At 58.7% G+C, this 16,895-nt stretch carries 15 protein-coding genes; 2 read left to right on the forward strand and 13 right to left on the reverse strand.

The window, feature by feature from the left end; genetic code table 11:
- Positions 1 to 82 precede the first annotated feature (82 nt).
- Positions 83 to 277 carry a hypothetical protein gene (locus ACVIGB_RS19000; protein ID WP_456721482.1) on the forward strand — a complete coding sequence of 65 codons (195 nt, stop codon included), beginning with the start codon at positions 83 to 85 and terminating at the stop codon, positions 275 to 277.
- A 100-nt stretch (positions 278 to 377) separates the two neighbouring features.
- On the opposite strand, the gene acuI is transcribed toward ACVIGB_RS19000, so the two are convergent.
- The 10 genes from acuI to ACVIGB_RS19050 form a co-directional block, all read right to left on the reverse strand.
- Positions 378 to 1,361 carry an acrylyl-CoA reductase (NADPH) gene (gene acuI / locus ACVIGB_RS19005; protein ID WP_456721481.1) on the reverse strand — a complete coding sequence of 328 codons (984 nt, stop codon included), beginning with the start codon at positions 1,359 to 1,361 and terminating at the stop codon, positions 378 to 380.
- Between the two features lie 258 nt (positions 1,362 to 1,619).
- Entirely contained in the window at positions 1,620 to 2,942 is a 1,323-nt protein-coding gene (locus tag ACVIGB_RS19010) for an acyl-CoA dehydrogenase family protein (protein WP_456721480.1), read from the reverse strand.
- 552 nt (positions 2,943 to 3,494) lie between these two features.
- Positions 3,495 to 3,902, reverse strand: a complete 408-nt coding sequence (locus tag ACVIGB_RS19015; protein ID WP_092117018.1) for a PAS domain S-box protein — start codon at positions 3,900 to 3,902, stop codon at positions 3,495 to 3,497.
- A gap of 745 nt (positions 3,903 to 4,647) precedes the next feature.
- Entirely contained in the window at positions 4,648 to 5,343 is a 696-nt protein-coding gene (gene urtE, locus ACVIGB_RS19020) for an urea ABC transporter ATP-binding subunit UrtE (protein ID WP_456721479.1), read from the reverse strand.
- Positions 5,343 to 6,089: an urea ABC transporter ATP-binding protein UrtD gene (urtD, locus tag ACVIGB_RS19025; protein WP_456721478.1), complete on the reverse strand. Its 747-nt coding sequence runs from the start codon at positions 6,087 to 6,089 to the stop codon at positions 5,343 to 5,345. The genes urtE and urtD overlap by 1 nt, the downstream gene beginning before the upstream one ends.
- A complete protein-coding gene (gene urtC / locus ACVIGB_RS19030) occupies positions 6,086 to 7,246 on the reverse strand; it encodes an urea ABC transporter permease subunit UrtC (RefSeq protein ID WP_456721477.1) in 1,161 nt (386 codons plus the stop codon). Before urtC ends, urtD begins: the two co-directional genes overlap by 4 nt.
- A 2-nt stretch (positions 7,247 to 7,248) precedes the next feature.
- Complete coding sequence (urtB, locus tag ACVIGB_RS19035) at positions 7,249 to 8,142, reverse strand: urea ABC transporter permease subunit UrtB (protein ID WP_456721476.1); 894 nt, start codon at positions 8,140 to 8,142, stop codon at positions 7,249 to 7,251.
- 30 nt (positions 8,143 to 8,172) lie between these two features.
- Complete coding sequence (locus ACVIGB_RS19040; protein ID WP_456721475.1) at positions 8,173 to 9,423, reverse strand: transporter substrate-binding domain-containing protein; 1,251 nt, start codon at positions 9,421 to 9,423, stop codon at positions 8,173 to 8,175.
- Positions 9,424 to 9,513: 90 nt separating this feature from the next.
- Positions 9,514 to 11,031, reverse strand: a complete 1,518-nt coding sequence (locus tag ACVIGB_RS19045) for an amidase (protein WP_456721474.1) — start codon at positions 11,029 to 11,031, stop codon at positions 9,514 to 9,516.
- A gap of 26 nt (positions 11,032 to 11,057) precedes the next feature.
- Positions 11,058 to 11,927: an alpha/beta fold hydrolase gene (locus ACVIGB_RS19050; RefSeq protein WP_456721473.1), complete on the reverse strand. Its 870-nt coding sequence runs from the start codon at positions 11,925 to 11,927 to the stop codon at positions 11,058 to 11,060.
- Between the two features lie 117 nt (positions 11,928 to 12,044).
- On the opposite strand from ACVIGB_RS19050, the gene ACVIGB_RS19055 reads away from it, so the two are divergent.
- Positions 12,045 to 12,908, forward strand: a complete 864-nt coding sequence (locus ACVIGB_RS19055) for a LysR substrate-binding domain-containing protein (RefSeq protein WP_456721472.1) — start codon at positions 12,045 to 12,047, stop codon at positions 12,906 to 12,908.
- 233 nt (positions 12,909 to 13,141) lie between these two features.
- Here the strand turns inward: ACVIGB_RS19055 and ACVIGB_RS19060 are convergent, their stop codons facing one another.
- The 3 genes from ACVIGB_RS19060 to ACVIGB_RS19070 all read right to left on the reverse strand — a co-directional run bounded on the left by ACVIGB_RS19060 (position 13,142) and on the right by ACVIGB_RS19070 (position 16,894).
- Positions 13,142 to 14,182, reverse strand: coding sequence for an alpha/beta fold hydrolase (locus ACVIGB_RS19060; protein ID WP_456721471.1), 1,041 nt, complete (start codon positions 14,180 to 14,182; stop codon positions 13,142 to 13,144).
- Positions 14,183 to 14,286: 104 nt separating this feature from the next.
- Positions 14,287 to 15,954 (reverse strand): dipeptide ABC transporter ATP-binding protein, encoded by a 1,668-nt coding sequence (locus tag ACVIGB_RS19065; RefSeq protein WP_456721470.1) that lies wholly within the window; start codon positions 15,952 to 15,954, stop codon positions 14,287 to 14,289.
- 1 nt (position 15,955) lies between these two features.
- Entirely contained in the window at positions 15,956 to 16,894 is a 939-nt protein-coding gene (locus ACVIGB_RS19070) for an ABC transporter permease (protein ID WP_456721469.1), read from the reverse strand.
- Between the last annotated feature and the right edge of the window lies 1 nt (position 16,895).

Raw genomic sequence — 16,895 nt, forward strand, 5'->3', positions numbered from 1 at the left:
TCACAAACTCAGCAGCCGATAGCCGATCGCTTACCACTCCGCCAGACGGGGTTTCCTTGCCGCTTACAGACAAGGCTTTTAGATGATCGTCGTCACCACGCCTACGGGCAACATCGGGCACCACGTGGGCCGACATCTCCTTGAGGCCAGCGAACCGATACGCCTGATCGCAAGAGAGCTCACCAAGTTGCTGCAGTCCGTTCGCGATCGGATCGAAATATTCAAGGGTTCGCATAGCGATGCTGCGCGGTGGATCGTGCCTATGGCAGAGGCCTAGGTTGGCATAGCAACGAATCGGGAATTCAGTGTCCCGTTCTCCTAGAGCGATCGATATGATTGCAGAGCGATTTCCGCTATCATGCTTGTCGTAGCTCAGCCTATCGGTTGACGTCAACGACCGTGCGTCCCCGGATTTGGTTGCTCATGAGGCGGCCAGCGGCCGCCACGACGTCTTTCAAACCCACCTCCATCACCGCCCTCTCGAGATCCGCTTCGGTCAGCAGCGAAGCGAGCCGATTCCAGGCCTCGATACGTTCTGCCTTCGGACGCGTCACGCTGTTGATGCCGAAAAGTGCGACACCACGGAGGATGAACGGCGCGACGCTGGCAGGAAAATCGAGACCTTGAGCCATGCCGCATGCGGCTACCGCGCCGTCAGCCCTGATGCCGCCGCACACGTTGGCCAGCGTATGGCTGCCGACCGAGTCGATCGCCGCAATCCAGCGCTCCTTTTGTAGAGGCTTGCCGGGCTGCGAGAACTGGGTCCGATCGATGATTTCGGAGGCACCGAGGTTCTTCAGATACAACTCTTCTTCCGGGCGGCCAGTCGAAGCGACGACACGAAAGCCTAGCTTGTGGAGCAGCATGATCGCAATACTGCCTACTCCTCCGCCAGCACCGGTCACCAGTACATCGCCGGCTCCGGGATGGATGCCATATTTTTCGAGGGCCATTACCGAAAGCATTGCCGTGTAGCCCGCGGTGCCGATGATCATCGCGCGGCGAGATGGCATCGATCCTGGCAACTTGATCAACCACTCGCCCTTTACCTTGGCTCGCTGCGCTAATCCGCCCCAGTGGTGTTCTCCAACGCCCCAGCCGTTGAGGACCACACGGTCGCCCGCGGCGAATGCCGGATTGGAGCTTGAACTGACTACGCCGGCAAAATCGATCCCTGGCACCATCGGAAAAGATCTGACGATCGGCCCTTTTCCTGTGATGGCAAGACCATCCTTATAGTTCAACGTGCTGAATTCGACGTCGACTAGCACGTCGCCGTCGGGGAGGCGGCTTTCGGGCAACTCGACCACGTCGGCGCGATATCCCCGTTCGTCCTTTTCGATGAATACAGCTCTGAACAAGCGCGTGCTCCCTTTTACAATTTCTTTCTTCGGCCGGGCGTTTGACCGATGCGCACGCGGCAAACCAACTGACGCTCTACTTTCCCCTTTTTCCGCTTCGGTTCGGAGGCCATCCAGGAACAGCCTCCCGCTGCGGACAACCATGTCTGTCACTGGTGCACGTCGACGTGCACCAGTCCGACAAGACAACTCCGGAACATCTCCTTGAGCCACATCGTCAACCGGAGCATGCCTTACCAAAGGTACGAGCAACGTCGATCAAACGCTGGCGCCCGGAACCGTATCGATACCTTCCATCTCCCTGGTGAATTCCACGGGCCGGTTTTCTGCAAGCGCACGTGGATCATAACCGGGGTCAGCAAGGATTCCGTGTACACGCCGTCGTTGCATGCCGAAGTTGCCACCATCATAAATGGGGAAGATTGCCGATTCGTTGAAGAACTTTGCGAACGGGAGCTTTCGATCAGCACTGTTCGTACCGACAACCTGCATGCACTTATATACGCAGTCGAACATGGTCTCGGTCACGAACGACTTGCACATCGCGCCAATCATCTCACCATGATAGTCATGGCTATCTAGGTAGTGGGCCGCCTTCCAAACGAAGTAACGGCACGCTTCAATTCTCGTCGCGACGTCACCTAAAACGTAGCCGACGTTTTGATATTTGATGATTGGCTCAGGGCCACCCGCAGAGTTGTTTTTCGCCCACTCTAAGGCATACTCATAGGCACCCCGCGCGTTTCCAAGCGCGGCGGCCGAGACTAACGGGCCCGACCAGCCAAAGTTACGGTTTATCAGTAGATCGCCATTACCGATGGTTTCCTCGATAAGATTCCTCGCTGGCACACGAACATTTTTGAACGTTACTTCGTCGTTCCGGGCCCCCTGATGCGCCATCTTGTCGATAGCCTTATAAGTTATGCCAAGTGTACCGCGCTCAACCATGATGGCGGATATGCCTGACTTCCCGCCACGATTTGGATCGGTGCGGACAACAAAGAGATTTAGATTCGCTCCTTGTCCATCCCAACCACCAGTCGTGCTTGGCCAATACTTCCGGCCGTTGAGGACATACTCGTCACCATCGCGTATTGCCGTCAGGCCGATTCCTGCCGGTGCCGGAAGCGGGGCATCGAAGTTCGCTGTCCCGCTGTGGCGACCCGATGGCTCTGAAACACCATACCCGGCAACGAATTCTCCCGATGGGTCCGATGTTGCTGCGCGGAGGAAGCGGTCCTTCTGTTCCTCATTTCCGTAGTACACGACGGGCATCAGACCCAGCCCATTAGCGACCACCGTTGTGGGAACGCCTGGATCAACTGCGCACAGCTCCTCGGCAATGATCGCGTAGTCGAGTGTACTCAGGCCCGCGCCCCCGTATTCTTTTGGCAAGAACCCGAACGCACTCCCATCGGCGTATGCAGCCCTGTAGGCCTCCTTAGTGAGCTGAAAACGCTTCTCTGGGTCTGGTTCGCTCTCAACCTTCGCGATCAGCGGGCGCAGTATCTGATCCCCGAACTCCCGCGCCTGCATCCGCAAGCCGAGCTCTTTCTTCGATAGCTGGAAATCAATGGGCATGTTCCCTCCACACCGCATTAGCCCACAGCTCGTATCCAAGAACATAGCCGAATGCATAGAGCGACCGTAGTACCGGTCGATGTGAAATCAATAGTACCGAGTCACGGAGCAACGGCGATACGCCGCTCAAATCACCCGCTCGGAGAATTATCTTTCTTACCGGCCGCGCGCTCGCCAAACTTCCGTAGCCATCTCGCGCGGTAAAGTCGGCCAGTTCCTCTTCCGGGCTGCTCTGCCCCCGCGAGTCGGGCGGACCTGTCTCCCCTCGTATTCAATCCAAAGGGCAATCGGACTGCAGTGAGCGTCAAGCCAACTGTATCGCCGGTGGTCGTCTTTTTGCGGCGTGCCCGTCATGTCAGCGACGTGGCTCGGTGGCGACTAAGGAGGCCGGCTGCGTCCGTCGCCATTCAGTTAGCCATGACGGAAGCGGGTTCGATGGTGCGGACCAGACCAGCCGCATTCGCCGAACCAAACGCCTGTATAGTCGGGGTCGCCCTCGGAGAAGGCTTGTCTATAGCGAGGTCCCACTATGGCGATATTTGCTCGAGCGTCTCAAGTTGCCCGGGTCGCAGCCCGCTCTCGTTCAACCCGGTCCGTTACGTCTCGCGCCATTGCGACCGCGCCAAGTGCTTCGCCGCTCTCGCCTCGGACGATCGCGAAGGTCATCTCGACGTATAGTTTGCGTCCGCTCTTATGCAGAGCGCGGGTTAGCGTGGGGCGGCCCTGGAGCTTCATTGTGGCATTGGCGATCGCAGCTTCGAAGCCGCGCCAATGAGGAGCCCGCAGGTGTTCGGGAATAATAAGATCGAGACTTTGGCCGAGCGCGTCCTCCGCGGAGAAGCCAAACAAAGCGGTAGAAGCGGGATTCCAGCGAACGATGACGCCCACGCGGTCTGCATAGACGATCGCGTCAGCGACTTGATCCATAATGGTCTCAGCCAATTGGGACTGGTCTTTCATCGACGCGCCTTTCCGATAAGAAACCGTCGGCTCGATTGTGCTGCCCGGCACGACGGATCGTCGACCAACGGATAGCCGACGTCAAGTTCTCGGCCAATGGCCTCTTCGCGCAAGCAGCGGTCACCCGAGAACTGATAAAGAGCAACGCGCTCCAACAAAGCCCTCGACACTCGGACAGTCGGGCGCGACAACCGGCACCGACGGAAATACCACCGCAACGATCGCGAGAATCCCCAATGCAGCGGCGCCGGCTGTTCCAATATAGCTGTTCGCACCAAGCAATAAATTCATACTGCTTGCGGTGACTTTGATCGGTTGAATAATGTTGTTTATCAAATTGTCACTGCTGATGAACTCAATGGCATCGGTCGAAACTCCGAAGGCAGGCTCTCTCTGCCCTCACCTCGACACTGCCACGACGGTTGCGCTGGTCAATCGAGTTGCAACTTCATTAGCAAAATAGCAGAAAATCCCGCCATGGCGTGTCGCGAACGAATCAATTTGCCGCTGCAGAATGCTCCTTCGAGGTCAGCAATGAGCCGCCCAAGGCGGCCTCGCTCACACCGGTTACGAGCCGTGATTTCGCGCAGACTTTCGCCCGACGAAAGGACCGCTCATTCGAAGCCCGTCAATAAATCACGCAAGGCTCTGTCAGAAAAATTGCCTTTGCCGCGGAGAAGGCGGCAAGCCTGTTCATTCGTCCGACGCACTTTCACAGCCTTGAAATCGTCCAACCTCGCGGTTCCTAGACGGCCATATGAGCGTGCACGATGTCGTCCGTGAGCGAGCAGATCGCGCCGTGAACGACGATGCGCCCTTTCTCCATCATCCCGAAGGAGCGCCCCGCCCTTTTGGCGAAAGCCACGTTCTGCTCGACCAGCAACACCGTAATCCCTGCCGTCCGGTTCAACCCTATGATCAGATTTTCGATTTCTTCGACGATGTTGGGCTGGATTCCCTCCGTGGGCTCGTCCAGCAGCAGGAGCTTAGGCGCCGCAGACAACGCACGCGCGATGGCTAGCTGCTGTTGCTGGCCACCGGACAGCAGTCCACCCGGACGATCGAGATTTGCGGCGAGATAGGGAAAGAGTTCACCCACGATATCAGGGATGGTGCGATTGCCGTCAGCCCGGGCGTAGGTACCCATCAGGATATTCTCGCGGACCGTAAACTGAGGAATGATTTCCCGCCCTTGCGGAACGTACGCTATGCCGGCGCGGGCCCTTCGAAAGGTCACGTCTCCCTCAATCGCCGTCCCGCAAAGACGGATACTGCCGTTGGTCCGATCGGTCAGGCCCATGATGGTCCGCAGAAGGGTCGTCTTTCCTGTGCCGTTCCTGCCCAGGATGACCGTGACTTCGCGGTCCGGTACCTCGAGCGATAGAGCGTGAAGCACGTGGCTGCGACCATAAAAGCTGTCGACGCGTGAAAGGCTCAGCATCAGCGGATTCCCTGTGAACCGAGATACGCATCGCGAACGAGCTGGTTTGATTCAATCTCGTCGATGGTGCCCTCCGCCAGCACCTTGCCCAAATGCATGACAGTGATCCGCTCGGCGATTTCCCGGACGAATGCCATATCGTGTTCGACCACAATGATCGTATGCCGACCGCGAAGGTCATTCACGATCTCCGCCGTCTTCAACGTCTCGGCTTGGGTCATACCGGCGGTCGGTTCATCAAGGAGAAGAACTTTCGGGTCCTGCACGATCAGGAGTCCGAGCTCAAGCCACTGTGTTTCGCCGTGGCTAAGCCCGGCGGCGATATCATCCTGCCTGCTCCTTAATCCGGCAAGGTCGAGCGCTTCGTCCACACGTTCCTGTTGCGCGGCGTTGAAGCGGAATCCAAGGTTTGAGAGGACACCGCAACCGCGGCAGCTGGCGACTTCAAGGTTTTGCCGTACCGTTAGATCGCGAAAGACGGTGGGGATCTGGAACTTGCGGCCAACGCCGGCGCGCGCAATGCGATGCTCGTCCCAATTCGTAATGTCCGCCCCGTAGAGCACGACTTCGCCGCGAGTGCTCGTGGTACGCCCCGAGATGAGGTCCATCATGGTTGTTTTGCCGGCGCCATTCGCCCCAAGCAGGACCCTGAGTTCCCCCTCTGCGACGCTAAGCGAGACACCATCCACCGCCTTGAAGCCGGCGAACGCAACCGACAGATCGCGCGTGACAAGGGCGTTATTCATGACACACCACCTCGATCGGCTATCTCATCGCGCACGTCCGGCATTTTTCGAGAAGACAACGGACGCCGGCGGAGGGATCCGAACCGGTCGACCAGGTCATTCCCGACGCCAGCCAAGCCCCTTGGCGCAAAGAGTACGACCAGAATGAATATGAGACCGATGATGGCCTTCCAAGCCTCCAGGAGAGACTCGGTCTCGCTGACCCCGGCCTCGATCATCTTAATAAGGATCGCGCCGATGCAGGCACCGAGCAGGGAGGAACGCCCCCCAACAGCCGCCCAGACGACCATCGTGATCGAGAATGAGACGTCCATAAATGTCGGAGAAGCAAACTCAGAGACCACCACGTACAGCATACCGGCAACGCCGGACATTGCCGCTGACACCACGAAGAAGAATACCTGGTACGATGGGACGTCAAACCCGAGATACCTTGCCCTCGTCTGATCATCGCGGATAGCCTGCAGTACCAGGCCTGCACGCGTACGGACGAGCAGTCTTGAGGTTACCACCGCGGCGCACACGATCGTCGCGACGAGGTAGTAGGTCGGCACGATGAATGGATCGAACTTCATGCTCCCGACTGTTAGCCAACCGAGATCGGTTAGTCCATTAAAGCCGTTGGTGACCGATTGAGCGTTTATAACGAGCAATCGAACCAACAGGACCAACGCCAGCGTCACGATGGAGATGAAGACTCCCGCGATGCGTTTTCGAAAGAGAAGGGATGCCAGGGCAAATGCAACGAGGGACGGTACGGCGATTCCCATCAACGCACCGAACCACTGGCTCTGAAATGGTAACCAGAGGAAGGACGCCTTGGTGATGCAGCACAATTCGGCCGGCGCACCTGGCTCCGCATTCCAGAACATGAAATCCGGCAAGGGATGATCGGCCCCTTGGCGCAGACTCGTTTCGCTAGCCAATTTCAGGGACATCGCCAGCATGTACGCGCCCAGACCGAAGGACAAGCCCTGGCCGAGATTGAGAATTCCCGAATATCCCCAAGAGAGAGCGATCGCCGTGCCAAGCATCCCGAAGATGAGGAACTTCGCGAACCGGTTGAGGCCAAACTCGTCCATGAAGAGCGGCATGATCATGACGATCGCGACAAACGCTAGGTAGCAGGCGACTTCGGCGCGGGATTTCGCGGACATTATCAACGTCCCTTTGGGGAAAACAGCCCACGTGGGCGAACGGTGATGATGGCGATCACCACGCCGAAGACGACCGCTCGCGCGAGGACGTCGTTCGTAAGCGATGCAACGACACCATTGATTTGGCCAAGGAGACCTGCGGATGTTACCGCCCCAAGCAGGCTGCCTACGCCGCCGGTCACCACAACGAGGAAGCCGTCGACGACCATCGATGTCCCCATGTCGGGGAACACCGTCTTGAAGCCGGATACCAGGACCCCTGCGACACCGGCGAGGCCGGATCCGTAGGCGAAGGTCAGCGCATTGATCCTGCGTACATCGATGCCGCAAGCGGCCGCTATTTTCGGATTATGAATGATAGCCCGGACCTGCATCCCAATGGATGTCCGATACAGGATCGCCCACGTCAGGAGCGTCATGACCGCCGTCATCAAAATGATGAAGGAGCGATAGACGTTCAGGTCCAAGCCACCCAACGACAATGTCCCAATCAACCAGGATGGCACATCGACCTTTTGCAAACCGGGACCGAGCCCTGCCACGTGGATGCCAAGAAACGAAAGTCCACCCTCTAGGCGCACAAATTGCTGCAGCAAGATCGCGACGCCCCATGTCGCGAGCAGGGTATCCAAAATCCGTCCGTAGAGCCGTCGGATGATAAGCCGTTCTGTCGCCATGCCAATCAATGCAGTGACGATAAAGGCAAGGGGGATCGATAGCAGGAAGCCGACGTTCAACCAGATTCCCGAGAGCACCGTTGTGTAAGCCCCGAGCATGACCATCTCGCCATGTGCGAGATTGATCACGCCCATTGCTCCGTAGGTGATGGCTAATCCCAAGGCGACCAACAGCATGATCGAACCTATGCTGAGGCCGATGAATACGATGTCGGTCATTGGGGCGCCTCTCTAAGATCGCTCTTCTGCTCAGGTCTTCAACTTCGTGGTGTCGAGACCGCTTGGTTTGCAGAAAAGGTTGTTCTCCCGCTCTCCATAGGCCGCGTATGGAAGGGGCATGATCGGGGACTTGAATTCGTCGACGATCTTCCCTTGGCCGTCTGACTGCCACTGCGCAATCCTAGGCGTGAGCCATGTATGGAGGTTCTCACGCTCGATCTTAACTTTCCCGTCAGGGGCATCGAACTCTTGACCCCGAATGGCTTCGCGGATCGCATCCGGCGTCGCCTCGCCTGCCTTCTCAACGGCCTTCTTCCACAGGAAGACGGTCGTGTACGCACATTCCATCGCGTGGTGCGTGACGGCCTTCGGATCCTTGACGAATTTGCGATAGCGCTCGATGAATGAGCGGTTTGCGGTGCTATCGATCGCCTGGAAGTACGGGAAGGACGTAAAGCCTCCGACGGCGTATTCGGCCCCCATGGCGGCAATCTCGATTTCGGAGGTAACCGTCGCGCAAATCGGCAACTTGTCGTGGGTCAGGCCTTGATTTTTGTATTCACGATAGAAGGCCACCACTGAATCGCCGACCACGTTCGAAATTACGGCGTCGCAACCGGAGTTTTTGATCTTGTTCACCATGGCGCCCCACTCGGAGTCGCCCAACTCGAGATGCTCGTCTGCGATCCACTCCGCCCCGTTTTCCTTGATCAAGATCTTGCAGACCTTGGCCATCTCCTGCGGATAGATGTAGTTCGAGCCGACGATGAAGAACTTTTTCTTCCCGAGGTTCTTGATGATCCACGGAATGAAGTTCGACAGCTGCTGGTTCGGGACGGCCCCGCCGTAGATCACGTTACGCGAGCACTCGTAACCCTCGTAGTAGGTTGGATAGAAGAACAGGCTGTTGCGCCGCTCGAAGATCGGAAGGACCGCTTTACGGCTCGCAGACGTCAGCCCGCCGAACACGGTTCCCAGCTTATCGCGAACCACCAGCTTCGATGCCTTCTCGGCGTAGGTCTTGGGATCCGACGCGCCATCTTCCTGGATAACCTTCACTTGCTTGCTGAGCACGCCGCCCTGGGCGTTGATCTCGGAGATTGCCATCAACGTCGCATCGGCAAGCGATTTTTCGATGATTGAGGTCACGCCGGTCAACGAAAAAACGACACCGACATTGAGAGTGTCAGCCGCCAGCGCAGTCCGACCGAAGAAATAGGGAGACGCCAGTGCGGCGGCCCCGGTCTTGAGAAAGTCTCGTCGTGTTCCTTTGACGTTCATTGCCCTCTCCTCTCCATGGTACAAAAAAGACGCGCGCCATCGTTCGCCGGCGTGATACCGGACGCGCTCCAGGTGGATTGAACGAAGTCGCTACCTGCCGGATTCGTAGGCGCGCGCTGCTCTCAGCAGCGTGGCCTCATTGAAGTTCCGGGCCGTCAGCATCAAGCCCACGGGAAGCCCTTTGACGTCTTTGCAAGGCACAGAGATCGAAGGATGGCCCGTGAGATCGAACACGGCCGTGTTCCAAAGCATGTTCAGTGCCTGGCTGATGTGTGTCTTCCGGTCGACCTCAGGCATCGGCGGAATCTCGTGGGCCGTCTGTGGCGTCGTCGGCATGACCAGGATGTCGAAGCGCGTGAAGGCATCTTCGTAGGCCTGATTGAGACGGCGCGAGAGATTCTGCGCCTTGCCATAGAAAACGCCGTGATATTGCTCCTTCATATAGGCGGCAAGGATTGCGCCGACTTTGGTCGTTGGGGAGAAGTCGCCGCCGTTCGTCTTGATAGACTTCGACATGAGCGACATTTGGCGGGTGTTGTACCAAGCCTTGGTGCCATAGGGCGAAAGCCCGTGGTAGAACGCATCCAGGCCGCCCTCGACCGCAATGGCGGTCCAGATCGGCATCACGGACCGGTGTTGCGGGATTGAAACCGTATCGACGGTCGCTCCGAGGTGGCCAATGTATTTGACGGCTTCCTTGACGGCATCATTCACGACCTTCATGGAGGCGGGCGTGTCGAATCCCTCATCGACGACGCCGATGCGGAGATCCTTGATTGAATCGCCAAGTCCTTTCAGGTAGTCGACCTTCTCGATGGATGTTGGCTGACGCGGATCGGCACTGGTCTCATCCTTGCCGGCGATGACGGACAGGAGAAGCGCCGCGTCTTCGACGGTGCGCGTCATAGGACCGATATGATCGATGGTCGGGTCGAATCCAGCGATGCCGGTGTAGGGCACCAAGCCATGGGTCGCCTTGAGACCGACGATCCCGGACCAAGATGCCGGCATACGGATTGAGCCACCCTGGTCTCCGCCCAGCGCCAAGTCGACCTGGCCGGTTGCGACCGCCGAAGCTGAACCGCACGACGATCCGCCAGCAACGTGCTTGGGATTTGCGGGGTTGAGCCCGGGGCCGTACGTGCTCGTGTGACCGGCGCCGGAGAAGGAAAAGTCGTCGGTGTTAAGCATCGCTGTGATGTGGCCGCCGGCCTCCAGGATGCGCTTGACGACTGTGGCATCGACGTCGGGCGTGTAGTCATACAGAAGCCTGGACGCGCAGGTCGTCGGAATGCCGGCAACGCTGACCGTATCCTTGATACCGATCTTCTTTCCGCTCAACGGTCCCTTTGCATTGACGGCTTTGACGTCCACGTAACGCACGATGCCGTTGAGGGGATCATCCTTTCGGCTGGGCCGTTCCCCGGGAATACGGATCGCAGGTGTTACTGGCCTGACCGGTTCGGGCATCTGATCGAGGTCGTCGTACGCTTCGAGATTTGCGTTGACGAGATCATGAATGACGTCGAGCTCCGCTTCCGTGAGATTTACATGCGTGCGATCGCTCAGTTCCACGATGTCTTTGCGCGAGGGTCTGCGTAGGGTCATGATCGAAATCCTCTCAGCGGAGTTGGTTACTTCAGGAATTTCAAGAGTAGTGCGAGTGTCTCCTCCGGCATTTCTTCGGCCGGGAAATGGCCACACGGCAAACCGTGCCCTTCCACTTCGGTTGCTTTCTCCCGCCAAGCCGACAGGACATCAAAAATGGTGCCGACAGCTCCGTTGGCGCCCCAAACAGCGAGGAGCGGCTGCTGCAATTTGCGATCGCCGTCTTGAACGGCATGGTCGAGGTCGATCGTTGCGGACGCGCGGTAGTCTTCACAGGACGCCCGGATGACGTCGGCATCACTGAAATAGCGTGCGTAGTGCTCGATCGCCTCCTCGCCAAAAGCGTTGGGAATCCGGCTCCAAGAATTGAGCGTGTGCCTTAGAAAGAACTCCGGGTCACTGCCGATCAGCTTTTCCGGAAAGCCTCGCGGCTGGATCAGAAAATACCAGTGATAGTAAGCCGTAGCGAAGCGCTGGTTCGACAACCGGTACATCAGGTCGGTCGGCGCAATGTCGAGTACGGCTAGCCGCTGCACCAAGTCCGGGTGGTCCAGAGCCATTCGGTGGGCGACACGCGCTCCACGATCATGCCCCACCACCTGGAATGAGGTGAAGCCAAGTTGTCGCATCACCTCGACCTGATCGGCAGCCATCACGCGCTTGGAATAGTTCGCGTGACCTTTGCCGCCCGGCGGCTTGCTCGAGCGGCCATATCCGCGCAGATCGGTGGCAATGACGGTGAATTTCTCGGCAAGGCGAGGAGCGATCTTGCGCCACATCGCCTTGGTCTGCGGGTAACCGTGCAACAGCAGAACAGGCGCTCCTCGTCCTGCCATCTCGACGTGAATCGAGACATCCGCCGTCTCGACGAACCTCGGCTCGAAGCCTACCAGCATACGTGTGTCCGCCCTGTGTTTTCCGAACGGTAGGAGCGGATTGACAATGACGGAAATGAATTGTTTAGATGCGATATATGCACATTGACAATTTATTGAAGGGCGGGAGACACGCCGATGTTCGAGCCAGAGTTGCTTCGGGCGTTCGTCATGGTCGCCGAATGTCGTGGATTTAGCCGTGCAGCCGAGCGGATGAATTCAACCCAATCAACTGTGAGCCACCAGATTAAGCGTCTGGAAGCGCAGGCAAATCGGACGTTTCTTCACCGGACCACCCGGTCGATCTCGCTCACCGAAGACGGCGAGATCATGATCGATTACGCCCGCAAATTCCTGCAACTGGCCGATGATGCAAAGCAGCATTTTGGCGCACCGAAGCTGGCTGGGCACGTGCGCCTCGGCGCCTCTGACGATTTCGCAACCTACTCGCTGCCGGAGGTATTGGGGCGTTTCCGGCGCATTCATCCGAATGTGCGGCTGACGGTCGAGGTCGGTCTTAGCCGTAACCTCTACGATAAGCTCGAGAGCGGGGAACTGGACTTGGTTCTAGGAAAGCGCCGGATTGGCGACCCTGAAGGCGAACTCGTGTCTCGCGAAAAACTCAGCTGGGTTGCTTCGCCGGATTACGAGTTCAGCGCAGCTTCCCCGTTAGCGCTCGCGGTCTACCCGAAACCATGCCTTTACCGATCCACCGCCATCGAGATTCTCCAAGAGGCGGAGCGCCCCTGGTCGATTGTCTACACATGCCCGAGCCTTTCAGGCATCCGAGCAGCGGCTATTGCCGGAATCGCAATGACGCCCTTAGCGGAGAAATTTCTCACGCCAGACCTTTGCGTTCTGGCGCCGCGCGAGGACCTTCCCGCGTTGCCTGACATCGAGTTCGTCCTCTATCGCAACAGCGCGACTGAAACGTCAGCTTCACGTGAACTGGGTAACCTGCTGCTCAAGGTGAGGCCGCTCGGCATTGCTCCCTGGCAATGAGGCCAGCGCATCTATCGTTCGCCGCGCGCGCCGGCGAGTCCTCATGCGCAAAGCCGCCGGACAGCAGCGCGTTCCTTGGCGCAAGGACGGCGTTGGCGGAACGGCGCCGAAATTCTCGCGCGGCGGCGGCCGCGGGATCGGAGCGACGCCGCCTGTTGGAAGAATGAAGGCTGCTTGAGTACAGCCTTCAACAGTTCAAGTCGCAGGTCGTCAATTTTACCTACGGATCCCCATTACTTGAGATTGTCGGCGTCAATGACCGCTTGAGAGAATGCCAGCGGCGCCTCTTGCGGGAGATTGTGACCGATTCCGCCGGTCAGCGTCCTATGTTGATATTTGCCGCTGAATTTTTTCGCGTAGACGCTCGGTTCGGGATGAGGCGCACCGTTTGCGTCACCTTCCAAAGTGATGCTCGGCACGCCTATATTTGGGAAGCTCGCGAGCTTCTTCTCCATGTCATCGTATTTTGCTTCACCCTCGGCCAGTCCGAGGCGCCAGCGATAATTGTGAACAGAGACTGCGACGTGATCGGGATTGGCGAAGGCCGCCGCAGAACGCTCGAAGGTCGCGTCGTCAAAGGCCCACTTTGGTGAGGCTTGTTCCCAGATCAACCGAGCGAACTCTCTAGTGTACTTCTGATATCCAACCATGCCCCGCTCGGTCGCGAAGTAATATTGATACCACCAGAGCAATTCGGCTTTGGGTGGCAGCGGCGCCTTGTTGAGGGCCTGGCTGCCGATCAGATAGCCGGAAACCGCTACCAAGGCCTTGCAGCGCTCGGGCCAAAGCGCTGCGACGATGGCCGCCGAACGTGCACCCCAATCGCAGCCGCCGACAACGGCACTCCTGATCTTGAGCGCATCCATCAACGCGATCACGTCAGCGGCGACCGCCCCTTGCTGCCCGTTGCGCATCGTTGAATCCGAAAGGAATTTGGTGGGGCCATACCCACGCACATAGGGAACGATGACGCGATAGCCGGCCTTGGCGAGCTGCGGCGCGACATCGACGTAGCAATGGATGTCATAGGGCCAGCCATGCAGCAGCACGACCGGTTTGCCGTCCGCCGCACCAACATCGGCATAGCCAATGTTCAGATCACCCGCGTCGATCTGCTTGATCGCACCGAATGACGTGTGGCTGCCGCGGATCGTGTCAGGCGTGGGCTGGCTGGCGGCTTGCGCACTTGCAGTGCTGATCCGGGTGAATGGCAGTGCGGTAGCAAAGCCCGCCGCGGCAACCAGCAAACGTCGCTTGAGATCTACGTTTTCCATATCGTCTCTCCAGTTAACAGGAATTCCCAGTTCTATTGGGGCGCTTGTATCTTGGCTGTGTCCGCATGAGCCGTATTTGTAACTTCATGTAGCAACCTGCGGATTTAGGCGACGACCTCGACATTCTCCGACGGCAGGTCACCGCCGAACGCAAAGCCCTGCCCCGGCGCAGCCGCGAGCAGTCGGCGTGTGTAATCTTCTTTCGGGCTACCAAAGACCTCGACTGTTGTCCCCTGCTCGACCACCTGTCCGTTTCTCATGACGACGATGCGGTCGCACAGCTGACTGGCGACACGCAGATCATGCGTGATGAACAGAATGCCGACGCCGGTCTGTGACTGGATGTCTTCCAGGAGTTGAAGAATTTGTGCCTGAACGGAAACGTCGAGCGCCGACACCGGCTCGTCGGCGATAATCAGGCGCGGTTGGCAAGCAAGGGCGCGGGCGATCGCGATGCGTTGCCGTTGCCCACCCGAAAACTCGTTTGGATAACGGCGCAGTGCATCCGGCTGCAAACGGACAAGCTTCATCAATTCTTCCGCACGCTGCCAGGCGACGCCGGCGGATACACCAAAGTTCAACGGGCCCTCCACGATCGAGGCCCCGACCGTCTGACGGGGGTTGAGCGAGCGATAGGGATCCTGGAAAATCACCTGCACGTCGCGCCTGACCGGCACCAGTTGACGGGTCTTGAGGTGGGTGACGTTGCGGGAGTTGATGACAATCGTTCCGCCGGACGGCTCGGCCAGTCGGGCGACGCAGCGAGCAAATGTCGACTTGCCCGAGCCGGATTCGCCGACGATGCCGACCGTCTCGCCGGCCGCCACGGACAGGGACACCTGCTTGACCGCCCCTACCGTCGTCTTACGCGCCGGCCAATGGCCTCGCACGAAGCTCTTGGAGACGTCCGTTGCGGATAACAGCGCAGCCACATCAGCGCGTGCCATACGCGACTTGGGATTCAGCGGGGGAACAGCCGCCATCAGCGATCGGGTATAGGCGTGTTGCGGCCGCTTGAGCACGTTGTCCTTGCGGCCAGCCTCAACCATTTGTCCTAGACGCAACACCGCGACGCGGTCGGCAATATCGGCGACTACGCCGAAATCATGGGTGATGAAGAGGACGGCGGTGCCGTTCTCGGCCTGCAGTTCGCGGATCAACTTGAGGACTTCAGCCTGGGTCGTCACGTCGAGCGCAGTCGTGGGCTCGTCGCAGATCAGGAGCGCGGGCTTCAGTACCAATGCGATCGCAATGACGATCCGCTGCCGTTGCCCGCCCGAGAGTTGATGGGGATAGGACCGATAGAGCCGCTCCGGGTCCGGAAGATTAACGCGCGCCATCATCTGGAGGATCGTTTTGTAGCGTGCAGCTGCACTCATCCGGACGTGCTGGCGCAACATCTCGTCGATCTGCTCGCCGCATGTTACGACAGGATTGAGTGCGGTCATTGGCTCCTGGAACACCATGGCCATAGATGGCCCGCGCAACCTGCGGAGCGCATTCTCGCTCAGTCCAACCAGTTCGCAGCCCTCGAGCTTGATCGATCCGTGCGACGGACGAAGCCCAGACGGCAACAGCCCCATGATCGCGCTCGCGATCATCGATTTGCCAGAGCCCGACTCCCCCAGCAGACAGACCGTCTCCCCCCTCTCGACCTGAAAGGATATATTCTCGACCGCATACGGCCGATCCGCCCTCGGCGGCAACGGAATTGCCAGCGCGTTGACCGCGAGCACGGGTTCGTTGAGCGGCATGATGGGCGTCGTCGTCATGTCACTCTCCCCGCTTGTTGAACTTGGGATCCAGCGTATCCCTCAAGCCATCGCCCAGCATGTTGACTGCGAGAACGGTCAGCGCGAGGAAGATTCCGGGAAACAGCACATTGTGGGGGAATTGATTGAACTGGGAGCGCCCCTCCGCCATGATGTTGCCCCAGCTCGGCAGATCGGCCGGCAACCCAATGCCGAGAAACGAAAGGATTGCCTCTACAAGGATTGACGATGCGCACACATAGGTTGCCTGAATGATCAGCGGCGCAAAGGAATTGGGAAGCACGTGCCGGAGCAGGACCTTCCAGGTGGGAGTTGCCAGCGCGACAGCAGCCTCGACATAAGGCTCTTCGCGGATGCTCAAGACCAGCGAGCGAACCAGCCGTGCGACACGGGGCACCTCCGGCAGGGCGATCGCAATGACCACGCTGGTCAGCGTCCCACCGATCAGTGCGATCAGGGTGACGGCGAGCAGGATTCCCGGAATGGCCATGACGCCATCCATGATGCGCATGACGATGCTGTCGAGCCACCTGAAATAGCCGGCCATCAATCCGAGTGCTACGCCGAGCACGATCGCGAAGACCGCAACCGAAAGCCCCACGACGATCGACACACGACCGCCATAGAGCGTCCGGCTCCAGATGTCACGTCCGAGGCTGTCTGTTCCCATCACGAACCAATGCGGGATGACGTTGCCCTCAAGGGTCGTGAAGTTCGCATGCGTTCCAGGCAGCGCATTGCTGATCGATGGATCGATCGCGGTCGGGTCCAACGTGCCGAGCCAAGGCGCGAAAATCGCCATCAGCACCAGGACAACGAGCACCAGGCCCGATATCCGCACCGACCAGTTGTTCAAGAGACGCACCCAGATCGACCGGCGACGCAATGCGCTGGCCGCAAGCGACGCCGCAGCGAGCGTCTCGATGGCTGCCTCAGTCACG

Source organism: Bradyrhizobium sp. USDA 4341 (assembly GCF_054063755.1).